The sequence below is a fragment of the Kocuria sp. UCD-OTCP genome (genome assembly GCF_000349605.1).
Taxonomy (GTDB): domain Bacteria; phylum Actinomycetota; class Actinomycetes; order Actinomycetales; family Micrococcaceae; genus Kocuria; species Kocuria rosea.
Genome location: NZ_AOSQ01000018.1, coordinates 173,252 through 192,259 on the forward strand (window position 1 = coordinate 173,252; position 19,008 = coordinate 192,259).

The following is a 19,008-nucleotide window of genomic DNA, read 5'->3' on the forward strand; positions in this document are numbered from 1 at the left end:
CGGGCGCTCAGGCCTCGGGCGGGTACTCCTCCGGGCGCAGGTCCCGGCTGCACGGGACCCGGTGGCCGGGCACCAGCTGGTTGGCGGCCCGCGCCAGGCTGTCCCGGTGCCGGGGCGGCAGGTACAGGGCGTGGTGCAGGTAGGCGTCGAGCTCCAGCTCCCCGACCTCTCCGCCCAGGTGGACGTACCGCAGCCACAGGTCGCGCGCACCCAGCCCGGTGCTCGTCAGCGCGGTGCGGATCAACCTGGCCTGCGTCCTGGCGATCGTCCGGTCGTCCATCTGACCCCTTCTGCCCGCTGCCACCAGGATAGTCGGCGGACCGGGGCGGGGGCAGGGCGCACGGGTACCCGGACCGGGCCCTCGGGGGCGTCCGGGCCCGCGGCTATCCGCGGTCCGGTTCCGGGCGCGCCTGCGTGCGCAGCCCCGCGCCGACGGCGCCCAGCCACGCCTCCACCGACGAGCGGGCCTGCCCGGTGCCCGGGTAGCGCGCCCGCAGGTGCAGGCCGCGCTCGCCCACCACGAACCACACCTGCACCCCGGTGGTCGGCGCCGACGCGGAGATGTGCTGCGCCCGCAGCTCCGGCGCCAGGGTGGCGGGCAGCCGCCGGTAGTCGAGGTAGGACAGCATGAACATCCCCGGCGGGACGGGCATGCCGCCGTGGGGCCGCAGGATCGGCTCCAGGGCGTGCGAGCCCAGCTCCAGCGTCTCGCGCACGGCAGCGCGGCAGGCCTGCGGATCGGGGTCCGAGCACTCGAGCACCGAGTTGGTGATGAACCAGCCCACGGCGTCGCGCCAGTGCGGCTCGGTGCGGCTGTGCACGGGCAGGACCGCGCGCAGGGGCCGGCCGGCCAGCTCGGCGGTCGCCCGGGTCAGCACCGAGACCACCAGGACCAGCAGCCGGACGTGCAGCCCGTCGGCGCGCGCCTCCAGGCGGGCCAGGCCCTCGGCGTCGAGGACGTCGTGCGTGGTCACCGTCTCGGGTGCCGGGGCGCCGGGCTCCCCCAGCGGCAGGGGGAAGACGGGCAGGGCGCCGTCGCCGTCCGCGAGGATCCGCGCCCAGCGCCGCACCACGTGCGGCGGTGCCGGGGGACGGGCGGCGAGCTCCCGCGTGTGCTCGGCGAAGGACGCCGCGGGCGCCCGGCCCGCGCCGGCCGGGCGGCCGGCGCGGAGATCGTCCAGCCCGTCGAGCAGGTCCCGGGCGAGCAGGGGCAGGGACCAGGCGTCCACGTGCGCGTGGTCGGCGGCGAGCACGACGACGGCGGGCCCGGCCGCGGGCTCGATCAGGCACAGCCGGTGCGAGGGCCGGGCCAGCGGGGAGCAGGCGGCGTCGGCCACCGCCTGCAGGGCCGCCCGCGTCCCGGCGGCGCCGACCTCGTGCCGGGTCCACACGGGGCGCACGGCGTCGGCGATCTCGTGCAGCCGGACGCGGCCGTCGTCGTCGGCGGAGAAGACGGTGTGCAGCGTGTGGTGCCGCCGCACGACACCCGCCCAGGCCTCGCCCAGGTGCGCGGCGTCCACCGGCGCGGGAAGCTCCACGGCCACGGCCATCCAGGACCCCGGGCGGGGACCGGCTCCCACGTGCATGCCCTGGTCGAAGGACACCGGCAGCGGCCGGCCGGCGCCCTCGGCGGGGACGGTGCAGCTGGACAGGCGGCCCTCGGGCAGCCGGGCGTGCGTGATGCTGGTCAGCCGCATGCGCACCTCCTGGTCGGGCCGGGGGGCCGGCCGCCGAGGACGCGTCCGGTCCACGGGTGGTCACAATCTACGCGTACCGTGGCGGCATGCCGACGCTCGAGCTCCCCCGCTGCCGCCTGACCTACGACGTGACCGGCTCCGGCCCGCCTGCCGTCCAGCTGCACGGGCTGCTGTCCGACCGGGCCGCCAACACCGCGGGCGGTCTGGACCTGGCGGCCGAGCTGAGCGGGCACCGGACGGTGCGCTACGACGCCCGGGGCCACGGCGGCTCCGCCGCGGAGCCCGTGGCCGCGGACTGGACCTGGCCCCGGCTGGCCGAGGACCTGCTGCGCCTGCTGGACGCCGTGGCGCCCGGTGAGCCGGTCCACGGGATCGGCCCGTCCATGGGGGCGGCCACGCTGCTGCACGCCGCCCTCGCCGAGCCCGGGCGGTTCCGCTCGCTGACGCTCTGCGTGCCCTCCACGGCCTGGGCCTCGCGCCGCGGCCAGGCGGGGACCTACCGGCAGGGCGCGGACCTGGTGGAGCGCCACGGCCTCGAGGCCTACCTCCGGGCCGGCCAGGCCGCGACCCGGCCGCCCGCCGTGGCGGACCGGCCGGTGCACCCGCCGCGCGTCGGCCCCGGCCTGCTGCCCGCCGTGCTGCGCGGCGCGGCCGGCACCGACCTCCCGCCGGTCGAGGAGCTGTCGCGGATCGGCGTGCCGACCCTGGTGCTGGCCTGGTCCGAGGACGCCACCCACCCGCTGTCCACGGCCGAGGCGCTGCGCGCGGCCCTGCCCGGCGACGCCCTGCACGTGGCCGGCACGCCCGCCGAGCTGGCCGAGTGGCCGCGCCGGTGCGCGGACTTCGTCCGGGCGGTGGAGGCGGACCGGGGGGCCGGTTCGCCCGGCTGATCCGCGAAGGTCCGCAGGGGTCCGCCGGGGCCTCGCCGGGGCCTCGCCGGGGCCGGCGGGTCAGAGCCGGCGGCCGGCGGTGAGGGAGGCGGACATGAACTCGGCGACGACCTGCTGGGAGATGGCCACGTCCAGGACGAAGACGCCCTCGTCGTGGGTCGCCAGCCAGTCGGTGAGCGCGGTGAGGTCGGCCAGGGTGTGCGCCTTGGCCCCGGCCGCGCCCATCGCCCGGCCCACGGCGGCGAAGTCGACCTCGTCGATGAGCATCGCGGTGGGGTCCAGGCCCTTGGACGCGTACTGGTGCAGCTCGGCGCCGTAGGCGGAGTCGTTGAGCACCACGATCACCCCGCGCTTCGTGGCGCGCAGGAACGTCTCGAGGTCGGCCAGGCCCATCAGCCCGCCGCCGTCGCCGGTGACGAACACTGTGGTGCGGTCGGGGCGGGCCACCGAGACCCCGGCGGCGGAGCCGAAGCCGAGGCCGATGGACTGGAAGGCGGTGCCGACCAGGACCATGGCCTGCGGGTCCGGCACGGTCAGGTACATCGGGGCCCAGCCGATGAAGTGGCCGCCGTCCATCACCACGGAGCGCTCGGCGGGGAGGACGTGCTCGAGGGCGGCGACGACGGCGCGGGGGTTGAGCCGGCCGTCCGGGCCGAACTCGGCCGGGTCCTCGACCGGGGCGGAGCCGCGGAAGGCGTCGGTGGCGACCTCCGGGGCGGCCGCCCGCCAGGTGTTCTCCGGGGCGGCGGCGGAGATCCGGCCGGTGAGTCCCTGGAGGAACGGTCCCAGGTCCGCGCGCACGTAGTCGGTGACCGGGGGCGTGCGGTCCTCGGGCTCGTTGTCGATGCGGATCACCCGGGTGCCCTCGGCGAAGAGCGTGCCGTAGCGCAGCTGGAAGGCGTTCAGCGATGCCCCGGCGACCAGCACGACGTCGGCCTGCCGGGCGAGCTCCAGACGGTGGGCGCGGGTGAAGCCCCCGGCGATGCCCAGGTCCCACGGGGAGCCGAAGACCCCGGTGGCCATGGCGGAGGTCATGAACAGCGCCCCGAGCCGGTCCCCGATCTCGGTGAGCGGGGTGGTGGCCCCGGCCAGGAGCACTCCGCGCCCGGCGAGGATCAGGGGCCTGCTCGCGGCGCGCAGCAGCCCGGCGATGCGGTCGAGGTCCTCGGTGGAGGCGGTGAAGGTGGGCTTGACCGGCAGCGGCTCCAGGACGGTCTGCTCGGTGAGGGGGGCGGTGGCGTGGTCGTAGGGGAGGGCCAGCACCACCGGCTGCACGGTCTGGGCGGCGAGGTCGAAGGCCCGGTGGGTGATCGCGGTCGCGTTGTCCGGGGCCGCGACCAGGGTGGTGACCCCGGCGGCGGCGGCCGCGGTGGTCTGGTCGACGTCGAAGGCCCGCCGCCCGGTGGTCGGGGCGTCGCCGACGACCAGGACCAGGGGGATCCGGGCCAGCCGCGCCTCGGCCAGGGCGGTGTAGGTGTTGGTGAACCCGGCACCGTAGGTGGTCGTGGCGGCCCCGGTCCGCCCGGTGGCCCGGTGGTAGGCGTCGGCCATGGCAACGGTGGCGGACTCGTGCCGGGCGGAGGTGAAGCCGAAGCCGCGGGAGGTCAGCGAGCTGATCAGGTGCGCGTTGCCGTTGCCCATCAGGCCGAACAGGTGGTCGGTGCGCTCGGCGAGCACGTCGGCCACGGCCGTCGAGACCGTGGGGAGCAGGAGGTCGGTGGTCATGGAGGAGTCCTTTCGGCGGGGCTCCGGTGGGAGCCCGGGGTGGGAGCGGGGTGTGCTCGGGGTGCCCGCACGAGCGGAGCCGCCCGCTTTTCGAACCAGTTTTGCGTGCCGGACNGCTTCGAGGCGGTGCGCTCCGGCATCTGGCTCTACCACTTTTCGGAGGGGTTTTGCTCAGTCGCGCTGCTTCTCGGCGGCCTGGGCGGCCGCGAGGATCTCGGCGGCCTCGGGGTGCTCGGCGACGTAGTCCTCGTGCACCTCCTCGACGTGCAGGTCGATCTCCTGGATGTCCTTCGGCACCATCGAGACGGCGATGAAGGAGACGATCGCGATGCCGGCGATGTAGAGGCCGATCGTCCAGGACATCCCGGTCTCGTTGAGCAGCAGCTGCGCGATCATCGGGGCGAACGCGCCGCCGATGATGGAGCCGAACGCGTAGCCGATCGAGACGCCCGAGTAGCGCACGCGGGCCGGGAACATCTCGGCGTAGAGCGCCGACTGCGGTCCGTAGGACGGGCCGAGTCCCACGGTGAGGATCACGATCGCCAGGGCGAACAGCGGCAGGGACGCGGTGTCCAGCAGGAACCACATCGGCACGGCCCACAGGATGATGATGGCGTAGCCGATCTGGAAGGTGCGCACGCGCCCGATCCGGTCCGAGATCCAGCCGCCGAACATCGTGAAGACGAGCCAGCCCACGCCACCGATCAGGGAGGCGATGAGGGTCTGCGAGCGCGGCATGCCCAGCACGTTGGAGCCGTAGGAGGCGAAGAACGCGATCACCAGGTAGCCGGCGGCGTTGTTGGCGGCGAAGATCAGGGCCGCGAGGGTGACCGGCTTCTTGTGGTGCTTGAACAGCTGGCCCAGGGGAGCGGAGGACTCCTTCTTGCGCAGCTGCATCTCCTTGAAGACCGGGGACTCGTCGACGGTCTTGCGGATCAGGTAGCCGACCACGATCAGCACCACGGAGGACAGGAACGGGATGCGCCAGCCCCAGGCCTGGAAGTCCTCGGGGGACATCATCGAGGTGAGGGCGAACATGAAGGACGTGGCGAGCAGCATGCCCAGCGGCACGCCGATCTGCGGGTAGGCGCCGAAGAGCCCGCGCTTGTTCCGCGGGGCGTGCTCGACGGACATCAGGGCCGCGCCGCCCCACTCGCCGCCGGCCGAGAAGCCCTGCATGATGCGCAGGAGCACCAGGAAGATCGGGGCCCAGATGCCGATCGTCGCGTAGGTGGGGAGCATGCCGATCAGCATCGTCGCGGCACCCATGCCCACCAGGGTGAGGACCAGGACGATCTTGCGGCCGTACTTGTCGCCGAGGTGGCCGGCGACCACCGCGCCCAGCGGGCGGAAGAGGAAGCTGATGCCCAGGGAGGCCCACGCGACCACCTGGGCGAGGCCGGCGTTCTCCTCGGACAGCGGCGCGAAGTACAGCGGCGCCAGGACGAAGGCCGCGGCCTGGGCGTAGATGAAGAAGTCGTACCACTCGATGGTGGTGCCCACGAGGGTGCCGGCGAGGACCTTGCGCTCCTCGCGCGACATCTCGTGCCGCCCGGCCGGGGCGGAGGATGGGTGCGCCATGGGATCTCCAGGGAATCGGGGACGGCGACGTCCGCGGCGGAACCGAACGCATCATGACCGAACGTTCGGTATTGCATTGCGATACTACGGGCGGAAGTGACGCCTGTCACCCTCCGGACGGAATAATCAAACCATGTATCACTAATGTGACACAGACCACCGGGGATGGAAACCGCCGGGCCCGGCCCTCGCAGGAGGACCGGGCCCGGCGGCGCGGCAGGGGCGTCGGGGACGCCGGGATGCGGCTCAGCGGTAGAGCCGCTCCGTGGCCAGGCGCGCTCCCTCGACGAGGGACTCGAGCTTGGCCCAGGCGATCTGCGGGTGCAGGCGCCCGCCCAGACCGCAGTCGGTCGACGCGACGACGTTCTCGCGGCCCACGACCGAGGCGAACTGCTCGATCCGGTCGGCCACCAGCTCCGGGTGCTCCACCACGTTCGTCGAGTGGGAGACCACGCCCGGGATGATCACGCGGCCCTCGGGCAGCGCGTGGTCCTTCCAGACCTTCCACTCGTGGGCGTGCCGGGCGGAGGCGCCCTCGAAGGTGTAGCCGCCGGCGCTGATGGTCAGCATCAGGTCCACGAGGTGCTTCAGCTCGAGGTCCGTGGTGTGCGGGCCGTGCCAGGAGCCCCAGCACAGGTGGAAGCGGACCTGCTCCTCGGGGATCCCCCGCAGCGCGTGGTTGAGCGCCTCGACGCGCAGCCGCGTGAACGCCAGGTAGTCCTCGACCGTGGGCTCGGGGTTGATCTGGTCCCAGGACTCCGCGATGGACGGGTCGTCGATCTGCACGGTCAGCCCGGCGTCCGTGATCGCCAGGTACTCCTCGCGCATCGCGTCGGCGCACGCGTAGACGAGCTCCTCGTCGGTCCTGTAGTACTCGTTCGTCACGCGCGCGGCGGAGCCGGGGGAGAGGGCGGCCACGAACCCGGTCTGCGCCCCGGTGGCCGCCATGGCCGCCCGGAGGTTGCGGACGTCCGAGGCCACGGCCTCCTGTCCCGTGTAGGTCAGCGGCCCGGTGATCTTGGGCTGCGTGGTCGAGGAGCGCCCGGTGAGGATGCCCGACGCCGGGTCCTCGTACGCCTCCCGGAAGCGCTCGCGGTCCCGGCGGTCCGGGAAGCTCGTGAGCACGATGTGGCCGGGCGAGGAGCGCCTCTTCTCCGTGGACGCCCACCGGTCCTCGTCGGTCGGGGTGAGCCCGCCGAGGCGGGAGAAGGAGTAGTTCCACCACGCGCCGTAGTCGACCGCGCTGGACATCGTGTGCCCGTACTCGCCGTCGTTGACCACGTCCACGCCGATCTCGCGCTGCCGGCGCACCACGTCCTCGACGCCCACGGCGAGCTCGTCGGTGAGCTGCTCGAACGTGATGGCGCCCTCGGCGTGCCGCTGGTTGGCCTCGAGCAGCCGCGGGGTCCGCGGCAGGGAGCCCACGTGGGTGGTCTGCACGTGGTCGGTGTTCTGCATGGTCATGCGTGTCCTCCTGAGGGTCTGCGGGAAGGTCGGGGGCCGGTCAGGACCAGAGCCGGCGGGAGGCGAGCTCGGCCCCGCGGGCGAGGGTCTCGAGCTTCGCCGCGGCGATCTGCGGGTGGATCCGCCCGCCCAGGCCGCAGTCGGTCGAGGCGATCACGTTCTCGCGGCCCACCTGGCGGGCGAAGCGCTCGATCCGGTCGGCCACCAGCTCCGGGTGCTCCACCACGTTGGTGGCGTGGGAGACGATCCCCGGGATGATGATCTTGCCCTCGGGCAGCTCGTGGTCCTGCCAGACCTTCCACTCGTGCTCGTGCCGGGCGTTGGCGGCCTCGAAGCTGTAGCCGCCGGCCCTGATGGAGAGCATGAGCTCCACCAGGTGCTCGAACCCGAGGTCCGTGGTGTGCGGGCCGTGCCAGGAGCCCCAGCACAGGTGGAAGCGCACCTGCTCCTCCGGGATGCCCTCGAGGGCGTAGTTGAGGGCCTCGACCCGCTTGCGGGTGAACGCGAGGTAGTCCTCCACGCCGGGCTCGGGATTGACCTGGTCCCAGTTCTCCGCGATGGACGGGTCGTCGATCTGCACGATCAGCCCGGCGTCGGTGATCGCCCGGTACTCCTCGCGCATCACCTCGGCGCAGGCGGTCAGCACCTCGTCCTCGTCCGCGTAGTGGGTGTTCTCCAGCCGCGCGCACGAGCCCGGGGACAGCGCGGCGAGGTAGCCCTCGCTCGCGCCCGTGGCCTGCAGCCCGGCCTTGAGGTTGCGGATGTCCGCCTCCAGCGCCGCGTGGCCCGTGTACTCCAGCTTCCCGGTGATCTTCGGGAACGGCGCCTGCTTGCCCGTGGTGATGCCCGAGGAGGGGTCCGTGTACGCCTCGTGGAAGAGCCGGCGGTCCCGGCGGTCCCCGAAGCTCGTCAGGACCACCCTGCCGGGCGAGGAGCGCTGCGGCTCCTGCTCCCACAGGTCCACGTCGCCGGGGGTGAGGCCCGAGATCCGGGCGAAGACGTAGTGCCACCACGCGCCGTAGTCGACCTCCGCGGCCATGACGTGGCCGTACTCGCCGTCGTTGACCACGTCGATCCCGAGCTCGCGCTGTCGGCGGACCACGTCGACCACCGAGTCCTGCAGGAGCCGGTCGTACTCCGCCTCCGGGACGGCCCCCTTCGCCCGGTTGGCCTCGAGCAGCGCCGGGGTGCGCGGGAGGGACCCGGCGTGGGTCGTGCGGATGCGGTCGGCGCTTCGCAGCATGGGTCGTGCGTCCTTTCCATCGGTCCTGGCGGTAGCACCGGAGGCGGGACGGGGATGCCGTCGCCCGGGTTGCTGCGGCGTCGTCGAGCCAGATCTCTCGGCCGCTCTGGATGGTGACCCTGTCATCCAAGCGCACCCGTGCGCGCTGCGCCATTCGGCGCCCGGATGACGGACATGACGCCGTGTGACGCGACCCGGCGCGCACTCCCGGGAGGAGCTGTCCTTCGCGAACATGGCCTGGATCACATACCGTGGCGGTGATCCGTGCCCCTCACCCCGCGGGCACGACGGACCAGAGGAAGGACCCCCATGTCCCAGACGCCCCAGCAGCAGGACCTCGAGGGCCGCACGGCGCTCGTCACCGGTGGCGCGAGCGGCATCGGCCTGGCCGCCGCCTGGGCCCTCGCCGGCTCCGGCGCGCACGTGGTCGTGGCCGACGTCGACGAGGCCGGGGCGCAGCGCGTCGCGGACGAGCTCGGCGGCCGCGCGTGGGCCGTCGACCTGCTCGACACCGCGGCGCTCGCCGAGCTGAGCCTCGAGGTCGACGTGCTGGTCAACAACGCCGGCATCCAGAAGGTCGCCCCCCTCCAGGAGTTCGACCCCGCGGACTTCCACCGGATCCTGGTGCTGATGCTGGAGTCCCCGTTCCTGCTGGTGCGCGCCGCGCTGCCGCACATGTACGAGCGGGGCTGGGGGCGCGTCATCAACGTCTCCTCCGTGCACGGGCTGCGGGCGTCCCCCTACAAGAGCGCCTACGTCTCGGCGAAGCACGGCCTGGAGGGGCTGTCCAAGACCGTCGCGGTGGAGGGCGCGGCCCACGGGGTGACGAGCAACTGCATCAACCCCGGCTACGTGCGCACCCCGCTCGTCGAGAAGCAGATCGCCGACCAGGCGAGGGTGCACGGGATCCCCGAGTCCGAGGTGGTGGAGCGGATCATGCTCGGCGAGACGCCGATCAAGAAGCTCGTGGACCCGGAGGACGTCGGCAGCCTGGTCGCGTGGCTGGCCGGACCGCACGCGTCCATGGTCACCGGGGCCTCCTACACGATGGACGGCGGCTGGACGGCGCGCTGAGCCCGCCCCGGGCCGCTCAGCGGTGACCCAGCTCCCGGGAGAGCCGGTGGGCCTCCGTGAGCAGGGCCCGGCCCAGGAGCTGCCGGCGCTCGCCGCTGAACCGGGGCTCGATGCCCGTGAGGCTCAGCGCGTAGACCGGCGTGCCCGTCGCGTCGAAGACCGCGGCGGCCATGCCCCAGCTGCCCTCGACGATCAGCCCCGGGTTCACGGCGAAGCCCTCCCGCCGGACGTCCGCGAGCAGCTCCCGGATCCGCTCGGGCGTGTGCAGCGGGCCCCACTCGGTGCGGGCCCCGGCCGTGGCCGCGAGGACCCGGTCCACCTCCGCGTCCGGGAGGTGGGCCAGGACCGCCAGCCCTGCCGAGGCCACGCCGAGCGGCAGCCGCAGCCCCTCGTAGAGGACGTGGGAGCGGATGGGGAAGGCGCCCTCCACGCGCGCCAGGCAGACCGTCTCCAGCCCCCGGCGGACCGAGAGGAACGCGCTCTCGCCGGTGGCCTCCGCGAGCCGGCGCAGCGAGGGCCCGGCCAGCTCCCGGATCGGATAGCGGTGGGCCGCCACTGCGCCCAGCACGTACAGCTCGGGGCCCAGCTGCCAGGCCCCGGTCCCGGCGTCGCGGTCCACGAGGCCCTCCTCGGCCAGTCCCGTGAGCAGCCGGTGCACGGTGGGGCGGGTCAGCCCGGTCTCGGCGGCGAGCTCCGCCACCGTGCTGCCCCGTTCCCGCCCCGCGACGGCCCGCAGCAGCTGCCCCACCCGGTGGACCACCTGGGTCCCCTGGCCCGTCGTCCGCTCCTGTCCCATGACTCCACTATATGGACAGTCAGGGGACGAATGGCCGGATGCTGAGGAGAAGCGCCGTCGTGCCGCCGGATCTGTTGACCGGCATGTGGAGGCTCCCTAGATTGAGTGCTGGGTCACAGTCCGACGAGAGGAAGGGACAAGGGTGTCCAAGGTCAGAGACAACGCCGCCGAGCTGCTGGCGGAGAGCCTGCGGGACGGCATGACGCTCGCCGTGGGCGGGTTCGGGCTGAGCGGGATCCCCCGGGATCTCATCGACGCGGTGCGGGACTCCGGGGTCACGGACCTCACGGTGGTCTCCAACAACATGGGCGTGGACGGCAAGGGCCTCGGGGTCCTGCTCGAGAACCGCCAGGTGAAGAAGGTCCTCGCCTCCTACGTGGGCGAGAACAAGCTGTTCGCCCAGCAGTACCTGGACGGCGAGCTCGAGGTCGAGTTCAACCCCCAGGGCACCCTCGCCGAGCGGCTCCGGGCCGGCGGCGCGGGCATCCCCGCCTTCTACACGAAGACCGGGGTCGGCACCCTCGTGGCCGAGGGCAAGCCGCACGCCGAGTTCGACGGCGAGACCTACGTGCAGGAGCGCGGCATCGTCGCCGACATCGCCCTGGTCCACGCCCACACTGGGGACGCCGACGGCAACCTCGTCTACCGCTACACCGCGCGCAACTTCAACCCGATCGTCGCGACCGCCGGGAAGGTCACCTTCGCCGAGGTCGAGCACGTCGTGGCGGTCGGCGAGATCCACCCCGACCACATCGTGACCCCGGGCGTCTACGTCCAGCACGTCGCGCAGTACAGCGGCGCGCCCAAGGACATCGAGCAGCGCACCGTCCGCCCCCGCCCCGCCGGGCGGGCCGCCCAGCAGAACGGAGACCAGGCATGAGCTGGACCCGCGACGAGATGGCGGCGATCGCCGCCGTCGAGCTCTCCGACGGCGACTACGTCAACCTCGGCATCGGCATCCCCACCCTCGTGGCCAACAACCTGCCCGAGGGCGTCGACGTGGTGCTGCAGTCCGAGAACGGCGTGCTCGGCATGGGCCCGTTCCCCTACGAGGGCGACGAGGACCCGGACCTCATCAACGCCGGCAAGCAGACCATCACACTGCTGCCCGGGGCCTCCATCTTCGACTCCGCCACGTCCTTCGGGATGATCCGCGGCGGCCACGTCAAGATCGCGATCCTCGGCGCCATGCAGGTCTCCGGCACCGGCGATCTCGCCAACTGGATGATCCCCGGCAAGATGGTCAAGGGGATGGGCGGCGCCATGGACCTGGTGGCCGGCACCCCGCGCGTCGTCGTGCTGACCGAGCACGTCACCAAGGACGGCTCCGCCAAGATCAAGACCGAGTGCGATCTCCCGCTCACCGGGGTGCGCGTGGTCGACCGCATCGTCACGGACCTGTGCGTGTTCGACGTCGAGGACGGCGAGCTCGTGCTGCGCAGCCTCGCCCCCGGGGTCACCGAGGACGAGATCCGCGAGAAGACCGAGGCGTCCTTCCGCACGGACCTGCAGGACGTCACCCCCGACACCGTCCCCACCGAGACCGCCGCCGCCGGCGGCGCTGAGGAGAACCGATGAGCACCGCCACCGACGTCGTCGTCCTGTCCGGCGCCCGCACGCCCCAGGGCAAGATCCTGGGCCACCTGGCGTCCTTCACCGCGGCCGAGCTGGGCGCCCACGCCATCCGGGCCGCGCTCGAGCGCGGCGGGATCGCCCCCGAGCAGGTGGACTACGTGCTCATGGGCCACGTCCTGCAGGCCGGCGCCGGGCAGAACCCGGCCCGCCAGGCGGCCGTCACCGCGGGCATCCCGCTGAGCGTGCCCGCCGAGACCGTCAACAAGGTCTGCCTCTCCGGGCTCGTGGCCATCACCAACGCCGCCCGGATGATCCGCGCGGGCGAGGCCGAGATCGTCGTGGCCGGCGGCCAGGAGTCCATGACCAACGCCCCGCACCTCGCGATGGGCGTGCGGCAGGGCAAGAGCTACGGCGACTTCAAGCTCGAGGACGCGGTGGCCAAGGACGGGCTCGTCGACGTCGCCGCGTGCGTGTCCATGGGCTCGCTCACCGAGTCCGGCAACAGCGATCGCTCGATCTCCCGCGAGGAGCAGGACCAGGTCGCTGCCCTGAGCCACCAGCGCGCGGCCCGCGCCGCGGAGGAGGGCGTCTTCCGCGACGAGATCGCCCCCGTGTCCGTCCCGCAGCGCAAGGGCGACCCGCTCGTCGTCGACACCGACCAGGGCGTGCGCCCCGACTCCAGCGCGGAGTCCATGGCGAGGCTGCGCCCCGCGTTCGCGAAGGACGGCACGATCACCGCCGGCAACTCCTCGCCGCTCTCGGACGGCGCGGCCGCCGTGGTCCTGACCAGCCGGGAGTACGCCGAGCGCCACGGCCTCGAGTACCTGGCCGTGGTCGGTGCCCCGGGCCAGGTGGCCGGCCCCGACACCTCGCTGCACTCCCAGCCGTCCCGGGCGATCGAGGCCGCGCTCGAGCGGGCCGGCTGGTCCGTGCAGGACCTGGACTTCATCGAGATCAACGAGGCGTTCGCGTCCGTGCTGATCCAGTCCCTGCGCGACCTCGACTACTCGGTGGAGAAGGCCAACATCCACGGCGGCGCTGTGGCCGTCGGGCACCCGATCGGCGCCTCCGGGGCCCGGTTGGCGCTGCACGCGGCGTTCGAGCTCTCTCGCCGGGGCTCCGGCCGGGCCGCGGTCTCGCTGTGCGGCGGCGGCGGCCAGGGCGAGGCGCTGCTGCTCTACCGCGACTGACCCCCGCCCCCTCCGCTGACCCGCGGGGGCCCGGGTGACCACGATTTTTCGTGGTCACCCGGGCCCCAGCGGGTCATCCGGCGAGGGGGTGATCTGCGGTCCCGGCGGTGCTCCGCCCGCGGGGCTACTTGCGGGCGCGGGCGCCGATCCGCTCGCGCTGCTCCATGAGCTTCTCCAGCAGCGTCACGAGCGTGTGCTGCTCCTCCTCGGTGAGGGCCTCGGCCCACTGGCTCTCCCGGTCGTTCTGGGCCCGGAACGCCGTGCGGATCTTCTCCTGCCCGGCCTCGGTGAGGTGCAGGGTCACGGACCGGCCGTCGGCGGCAGAGGCCTCGCGCCGGAGCAGGTCCTTGCCGACCAGCGTGCCCGTCAGGTTGGAGACCGCCGCGCGGCTCATCCCCGTGAGGCGGGCGGCCTCGTGGGGGTTGAGGGGACCGGCCACCCAGAGGGCCAGGAGCAGCCGGAAGCTCGACCAGGTTCCGCCGGCGGGGCGGTGGATCGACGACTCGAAGTCGTAGACCGCGGTGGACGAGGACCGGTTGAGCGAGAGGAACACCCGGTTGGCCGCGAGGTCGGCGTCGGGGAACTCCTCGGAGATCCGGCGCTGGGCGGCCTGGACGAAGGACCAGTAGTCGGGCAGCGCGGCGGCGGAGGGCGTCGCGGTGGACGCCTCGGTGGACGCCCGGGTGGGCGTCGCTGGGGGCTCGGTGCGGTCGGCGAGGGGCATGGCGTCGATTCTAGGGGAGGGGTTGCCCCATATAGTACAACGCTTTACTATCTGGGGGAGAGCTGGATCACAGACCGCCACACGCAAGGAGACGGCCATGGCCTACTACCGGCAGCTGGGCCCGGTGCCCCGGCAGCGTCACACCCTGTTCAAGGACGACGAGGGCAGGATCCTCTACGAGGAGCTCATGGGCGAGGAGGGCTTCTCCTCCGACTCGTCGCTGCTCTACCACCGGCACATCCCCTCGGCGATCGTCGGGACCCGCGGCTGGGAGCTGCCCGACCAGACCCTGACCCCCAACGACCCCCTGCTGCCGCGGCACCTGAAGCTGCACGAGCTGTTCACCGAGGAGCAGGCCGCCGGGACCGACGCGGTGACCGGCCGCCGGCTGGTGATGGGCAACGCGGACGTGCGGCTCTCCTACGCCTGGGTGGGGAAGACCTCCCCGCTGTACAAGAACGCCGTGGGCGACGAGTGCGTCTACGTGGAGCGCGGCTCCGCCCTGGTGGAGACCCAGTTCGGCCCGCTCGAGGCCGTCGAGGGCGACTACGTCATGATCCCGCGCGCCACGATCCACCGCTGGGTGCTGCGGGAGGGCGAGACGGCCCGGCTCTACTTCGTGGAGGCGAACTCCCACATCACCCCGCCGCACCGCTACCTCTCCAAGTACGGGCAGCTGCTCGAGCACGCCCCCTACTGCGAGCGCGACCTGCACGGTCCCTCCGGTGTGCTCCTGCGGGACGAGACCGACGTGGACGTCTACGTCAAGCACCGCGGCCGCGGCCCCTCCGGCCTGGACGGGACGGTCCACGTCCTGCCGCAGCACCCCTTCGACGTGGTGGGCTGGGACGGGTGCCTCTACCCGTACACCTTCAACATCAAGGACTACATGCCGATCACCGGCAAGGTGCACCAGCCGCCGCCCGTGCACCAGGTCTTCGAGGGGCGCAACTTCGTGATCTGCAACTTCGTGCCGCGGAAGGTCGACTACCACGAGCTGGCCGTCCCGGTGCCCTACTACCACTCGAACGTGGACTCGGACGAGGTCATGTTCTACGTGGACGGGGACTACGAGGCGCGCAAGGGCTCGGGCATCGGCAGGGGCTCGATCTCCCTGCACCCGGGCGGGCACCCGCACGGCCCGCAGCCCGGGGCGATCGAGAAGTCCCTGGGCGTGGAGTACTTCGACGAGACCGCCGTCATGGTCGACACCTTCGCCCCGCTGGAGCTGGGCGAGGCAGGCCTGGCCGGCGACGACGGCAAGTACGTCACGTCCTGGACCCCCGGCCGGGAGTGGACCGGCGGGCTCTGGTCGAACTCGTGAGCGCCGCCCCGACCACGGAGACCGCCGAGCGGCGCGTCCCGGCCCAGTTCGTTGCGTTCTTCGACGACGCCGCGACCTTCCCACCGGGACTCGCCCCGCTGGAGAAGGCGGTCACGGACCACGTGGCGCGGTGGGCGGACCCGCTCGTCGCCGCCGTGGGTCCGGCCGTGCTGAAGCTCGACGACCTGCCGGAGGCCCGGCGCATCGCCGCCGGCCAGGACGGCGGCGGCCGGGCGGTCGAGGTCTCCGTCGTGACGCCAACCGGGCAGCTGCAGGCCGCGCTGGACGCCGTCGAGCAGACCGGGCCCGAGCTGCGGGTCGTCTCGGTCGAGCTCAGGACCGACCCCTCGGACACCGACGCCTGGCAGGCGCAGATCACCGAGGCGACCCGGGTGCAGGGCGTCCCGGTCTACGTCGAACTGACCGCGGACCAGGTCCGCGGCGGGGCGCTGGAGCTGCTGCAGGGCACCGGGCTGCGCCTCAAGCACCGCACCGGCGGGATCGAGGCGCACCTGTTCCCCAGCCCCGAGCAGCTGGCCGCGGTGCTCACCGAGGCCGTGGCCGCCCGGATCCCGTTCAAGCTCACCGCCGGGCTGCACGAGGCCGTGCGGTACACGAACCCCGCCACGGGGTTCACCCACCACGGCTTCCTCAACATCGCGATGGCCACCGAGGCCGCCCGCGCCCACGAGCCCGCCGAGCGGGTGGCCCGGCTGCTCACCGAGACCGACCCGGCACCGCTCGTCGAGCTCGCCCGGTCCTCCGACGGGTCCTGGCGCGGGTCCTTCACGTCCTTCGGGACATGCAGCGTGGGCGAGCCCGCCGCGAGCCTCGAGCGCCTCGGCCTCTTCCCGCACGGCCTCACCTGACACGGCGCCCTCCCGCCCCGGGACCACCGGGGCGGAAGGGCGCCGCCGTCGCCACCGTCCCCCCACGTCCAAGGAGATCCACCCCGTGAGCACCGCCGCCGACCGTTTCGCCGCCGAGGGCTTCGGCCCCGAGAACCTGCCCTACGCCTCCTTCTCGCCCACCGGCGGGGACCCGCGCCTGGGGGTGCGCCTGGGGGACCGGGCGATCGACGTCGCCGCCCTGGCCGCCACGGTGGAGGGGCTCGACGACGCCGCGCGCACGGCGGTGTCGGCCCCGAACCTGGACGCGCTGCTCGCGGCCGGCCACGGGACCTGGACCGCGCTGCGGGCCTGGCTGGTGGAGGTCGTGACCGCCGACGGGCTCGCGGACACGGTGGAGCAGGCCTCCCACCCGGTGGACGGGATCACCCTGCACATGCCGTTCACGGTGGCCGACTACGTCGACTACTACGCCTCCGAGCACCACGCCTCCAACGTGGGGAAGATGTTCCGTCCGGACCAGGCCCCGCTGCTGCCCAACTGGAAGCACCTGCCCGTGGGCTACCACGGCCGCGCCGGCACCGTGATCCCCTCCGGCAAGGACTTCCCCCGGCCCAAGGGCCTGCGCCCCGAGCAGGACGGGCCGCCCAGCTTCGGCCCTTCCCGCCGCCTGGACATCGAGGCGGAGCTCGGCTTCGTCCTCGGCGGGGCGGCCCCGGCCGGGGAGGTCTCCCTCGAGCAGGCGGCCGCCGAGCACCTCTTCGGCGTGGTGCTGTTCAACGACTGGTCCGCCCGCGACATCCAGGCCTACGAGTACGTCCCCCTGGGCCCCTACCTGGGCAAGTCCTTCGCGTCCTCGATCTCGCTGTGGGTCGTGCCCTGGCAGGCCCTGTCCGCGGCCCGCGTGGCGCCCCCGGCGCGCGAGCACGAGCTCGCCCCCTACCTCGACGACGAGGGCAAGGAGCCGTGGGGGCTGGACATCACCCTGGGCGTGAGCGTGGACGGCCGGACCGTCTCGCACCCCCCGGCGTCCACCCTGTACTGGACCGCACCCCAGATGGTCGCGCACATGAGCGTCAACGGCGCGTCCCTGCGCCCGGGGGACTTCTTCGGCTCCGGCACCGTCTCCGGGCCGGAGAAGGACCAGCGCGGGTCCTTCCTGGAGCTCTCCTGGGGCGGCAAGGAGCCGTTCGCCCTGCCCGGGGGCACCGAGATGACGTTCCTGGCCGACGGCCAGAGCGTGACCCTCACCGGCACCGCGCCCGGCCCCGGCGGCTCCGTCATCGACCTCGGCGAGTGCACCGCCACGATCCTGCCCGCCACCTGAATACTGGTCCCGTCCCCGCCGATGACCACGATCACCCCCGCCGAGCCCGCCGCGCCGCGGCCGGCGGGGGAGGGCGTGGCCGCCCGCGCGCCCGCCGACAGCAGGAGTCCCCGCCATGAGCACCGGCACCCGTGAACCCGCGATCGCCCGGGCGATGCGGCCCGTCAACTCGGTCGTCGAGAAGTACATCCCGTCCGCGCTGAACTTCGCCATCCTGCTGAGCGTCGCCGTCGGGCTCATGGCCCTGCTGCTCACCGACGCCGGACCCGCCGACGTGCTGCGCGGCTGGGGCGAGGGGCTCGCCGGGCTGCTCGCGTTCATGACGCAGATGGCGCTGATCCTGCTGCTGGGGCACGCCCTCGCCAACACCCGTCCCGTGCGCCGGCTGCTCGGCGCCCTGGCTCAGGTGCCCCGGACGCCCCTCCAGGCGTACGTGTTCGTGTTCCTGGTGGCGGCGGCCGCCTCCCTCATCACGTGGGGGCTCGGCCTCGTCGTCGGCGCCCTGCTCGCCCGCGACGTCGCCGCCGCGGGGGACCGCCGCGGCCTGGAGCTGAGCTTCCCGATGCTCGTGGCCTCCGGGTTCTCCGGGTTCGTGGTCTGGCACATGGGCTACTCCGGGTCCGGGCCGCTCACCGCGGCCACCCCCGGCTCCTTCATCGAGGAGCAGCTCGGACGCACCGTGCCCATCACCGAGACCACGTTCTCCGCCTGGAACCTCACCGCCGTCGTCGCCACCGTGGTCCTCGTCGCGCTGGCCCTGTGGCTCATCGCGCCCCGGGTCGTGGACCCCGCCCACCGGATGACCGCCGCCGCCCTCGCCGCCTCGGAGCAGACGGTCACCGAGGAGGAGGTCGTCACCCCCGCCGACCGGCTCGACGCCAGCCGGGTCCCCACCCTGGTCGTGGGACTGGCGCTCGCCGGCTACCTGGTGCTGCACTTCGCCGAGGGCGGGACGGTGACGCTCGACGTCGTGAACTGGATGTTCCTGGGCCTGATCTTCCTGCTCGCGCGCAATGCCTTCGAGGTCATGGCGCTGATCAAGAACGCCGCCGCGAACGTGGGCGACATCCTCCTGCAGTTCCCGCTCTACGCCGGGATCATGGGGATGATGGCGGCGACCGGCCTGATCCAGGTGCTCTCCGACTCGGTCGTGGCCGTCGCCACGCCCCAGACGCTGGGGCTGCTCGCGTTCCTCTCGGCGGGGCTCGTGAACTTCTTCGTCCCCTCCGGCGGCGGGCAGGTGGCCGTGCAGGCCCCGATCCTGCTGGACGCCGGCGCCCGCCTCGACGTGGACCCGGCCGTGGTGATCATGGCGATCTCCTACGGCGACCAGTGGACCAACATGATCCAGCCGTTCTGGGCGCTGCCGCTGCTGGCCATCGCCGGGCTCAAGATCCGCGACATCCTGGGCTACACCACCGTGGTGCTCGTGGTCTCGGGCCTGGTGTTCGGGGCGACCCTGCTGCTCGTCGGCGCGGGCTGAGCGGGCCTCGGCCCGCGCCGCCGGCTCCGTGCCGCTGGCTCCGTGCCGCGGCGGCCGGGGAGCGTGT

Annotated in this window: 17 protein-coding genes and 1 riboswitch; of the genes, 9 read left to right on the forward strand and 8 right to left on the reverse strand. The window is 73.2% G+C overall.

Annotated features, from left to right (window positions below; translation table 11 throughout):
* Positions 1-7: 7 nt before the first annotated feature.
* Together H488_RS26105 and H488_RS26110 are read right to left on the reverse strand one after the other, a co-directional pair.
* On the reverse strand, positions 8-280 hold the full coding sequence (locus H488_RS26105; protein ID WP_052132991.1) for a hypothetical protein: 273 nt from the start codon (positions 278-280) through the stop codon (positions 8-10).
* A 103-nt stretch (positions 281-383) separates the two neighbouring features.
* On the reverse strand, positions 384-1,697 hold the full coding sequence (locus H488_RS26110; RefSeq protein WP_017833105.1) for a condensation domain-containing protein: 1,314 nt from the start codon (positions 1,695-1,697) through the stop codon (positions 384-386).
* Between the two features lie 86 nt (positions 1,698-1,783).
* Here H488_RS26110 and H488_RS26115 point away from each other — a divergent pair, with 86 nt between their 5' ends.
* Positions 1,784-2,587: an alpha/beta fold hydrolase gene (locus H488_RS26115; protein WP_031282842.1), complete on the forward strand. Its 804-nt coding sequence runs from the start codon at positions 1,784-1,786 to the stop codon at positions 2,585-2,587.
* A 60-nt stretch (positions 2,588-2,647) separates the two neighbouring features.
* Here H488_RS26115 and H488_RS26120 read toward each other — a convergent pair whose 3' ends face one another.
* The 4 genes from H488_RS26120 to H488_RS26135 form a co-directional block, all read right to left on the reverse strand.
* Positions 2,648-4,312 (reverse strand): thiamine pyrophosphate-binding protein, encoded by a 1,665-nt coding sequence (locus H488_RS26120; RefSeq protein ID WP_017833107.1) that lies wholly within the window; start codon positions 4,310-4,312, stop codon positions 2,648-2,650.
* A gap of 171 nt (positions 4,313-4,483) precedes the next feature.
* A complete protein-coding gene (locus H488_RS26125) occupies positions 4,484-5,893 on the reverse strand; it encodes an MFS transporter (protein WP_017833108.1) in 1,410 nt (469 codons plus the stop codon).
* Between the two features lie 246 nt (positions 5,894-6,139).
* Positions 6,140-7,357: a cobalamin-independent methionine synthase II family protein gene (locus tag H488_RS26130; protein ID WP_017833109.1), complete on the reverse strand. Its 1,218-nt coding sequence runs from the start codon at positions 7,355-7,357 to the stop codon at positions 6,140-6,142.
* A gap of 40 nt (positions 7,358-7,397) precedes the next feature.
* Entirely contained in the window at positions 7,398-8,600 is a 1,203-nt protein-coding gene (locus H488_RS26135; protein WP_017833110.1) for a cobalamin-independent methionine synthase II family protein, read from the reverse strand.
* Between the two features lie 13 nt (positions 8,601-8,613).
* A riboswitch (SAM riboswitch) is annotated at positions 8,614-8,717 on the reverse strand.
* A 192-nt stretch (positions 8,718-8,909) separates the two neighbouring features.
* Here H488_RS26135 and H488_RS26140 point away from each other — a divergent pair.
* Positions 8,910-9,674 (forward strand): 3-hydroxybutyrate dehydrogenase, encoded by a 765-nt coding sequence (locus tag H488_RS26140; protein WP_017833111.1) that lies wholly within the window; start codon positions 8,910-8,912, stop codon positions 9,672-9,674.
* A 16-nt stretch (positions 9,675-9,690) separates the two neighbouring features.
* Here H488_RS26140 and H488_RS26145 read toward each other — a convergent pair whose 3' ends face one another.
* The gene (locus tag H488_RS26145) at positions 9,691-10,470 is read right to left on the reverse strand and encodes an IclR family transcriptional regulator (RefSeq protein WP_017833112.1); all 780 of its coding nucleotides are present in this window, start codon (positions 10,468-10,470) and stop codon (positions 9,691-9,693) included.
* A 142-nt stretch (positions 10,471-10,612) separates the two neighbouring features.
* On the opposite strand from H488_RS26145, the gene H488_RS26150 reads away from it, so the two are divergent.
* Genes H488_RS26150 through H488_RS26160 form a run of 3 tightly spaced genes read left to right on the forward strand, consistent with a single transcriptional unit; the run spans position 10,613 to position 13,235 of the window.
* Entirely contained in the window at positions 10,613-11,350 is a 738-nt protein-coding gene (locus H488_RS26150) for a CoA transferase subunit A (protein WP_017833113.1), read from the forward strand.
* Positions 11,347-12,048 carry a CoA transferase subunit B gene (locus H488_RS26155; protein ID WP_017833114.1) on the forward strand — a complete coding sequence of 234 codons (702 nt, stop codon included), beginning with the start codon at positions 11,347-11,349 and terminating at the stop codon, positions 12,046-12,048. The genes H488_RS26150 and H488_RS26155 overlap by 4 nt, the downstream gene beginning before the upstream one ends.
* Entirely contained in the window at positions 12,045-13,235 is a 1,191-nt protein-coding gene (locus H488_RS26160) for an acetyl-CoA C-acetyltransferase (protein ID WP_017833115.1), read from the forward strand. The genes H488_RS26155 and H488_RS26160 overlap by 4 nt, the downstream gene beginning before the upstream one ends.
* A 124-nt stretch (positions 13,236-13,359) precedes the next feature.
* Here H488_RS26160 and H488_RS26165 read toward each other — a convergent pair whose 3' ends face one another.
* The gene (locus H488_RS26165) at positions 13,360-13,959 is read right to left on the reverse strand and encodes a MarR family winged helix-turn-helix transcriptional regulator (protein ID WP_017833116.1); all 600 of its coding nucleotides are present in this window, start codon (positions 13,957-13,959) and stop codon (positions 13,360-13,362) included.
* Positions 13,960-14,056: 97 nt separating this feature from the next.
* Between H488_RS26165 and H488_RS26170 the strand changes: the two genes are divergently transcribed.
* The 4 genes from H488_RS26170 to H488_RS26185 all read left to right on the forward strand — a co-directional run bounded on the left by H488_RS26170 (position 14,057) and on the right by H488_RS26185 (position 18,941).
* A complete protein-coding gene (locus H488_RS26170; RefSeq protein WP_017833117.1) occupies positions 14,057-15,283 on the forward strand; it encodes a homogentisate 1,2-dioxygenase in 1,227 nt (408 codons plus the stop codon).
* Complete coding sequence (locus H488_RS26175) at positions 15,280-16,152, forward strand: hypothetical protein (protein ID WP_109221905.1); 873 nt, start codon at positions 15,280-15,282, stop codon at positions 16,150-16,152. The genes H488_RS26170 and H488_RS26175 overlap by 4 nt, the downstream gene beginning before the upstream one ends.
* Before the next feature lie 85 nt (positions 16,153-16,237).
* Positions 16,238-17,458 carry a fumarylacetoacetase gene (gene fahA / locus H488_RS26180; RefSeq protein ID WP_017833119.1) on the forward strand — a complete coding sequence of 407 codons (1,221 nt, stop codon included), beginning with the start codon at positions 16,238-16,240 and terminating at the stop codon, positions 17,456-17,458.
* A 115-nt stretch (positions 17,459-17,573) separates the two neighbouring features.
* Positions 17,574-18,941, forward strand: coding sequence for a short-chain fatty acid transporter (locus tag H488_RS26185; protein WP_017833120.1), 1,368 nt, complete (start codon positions 17,574-17,576; stop codon positions 18,939-18,941).
* Positions 18,942-19,008: the final 67 nt, after the last annotated feature.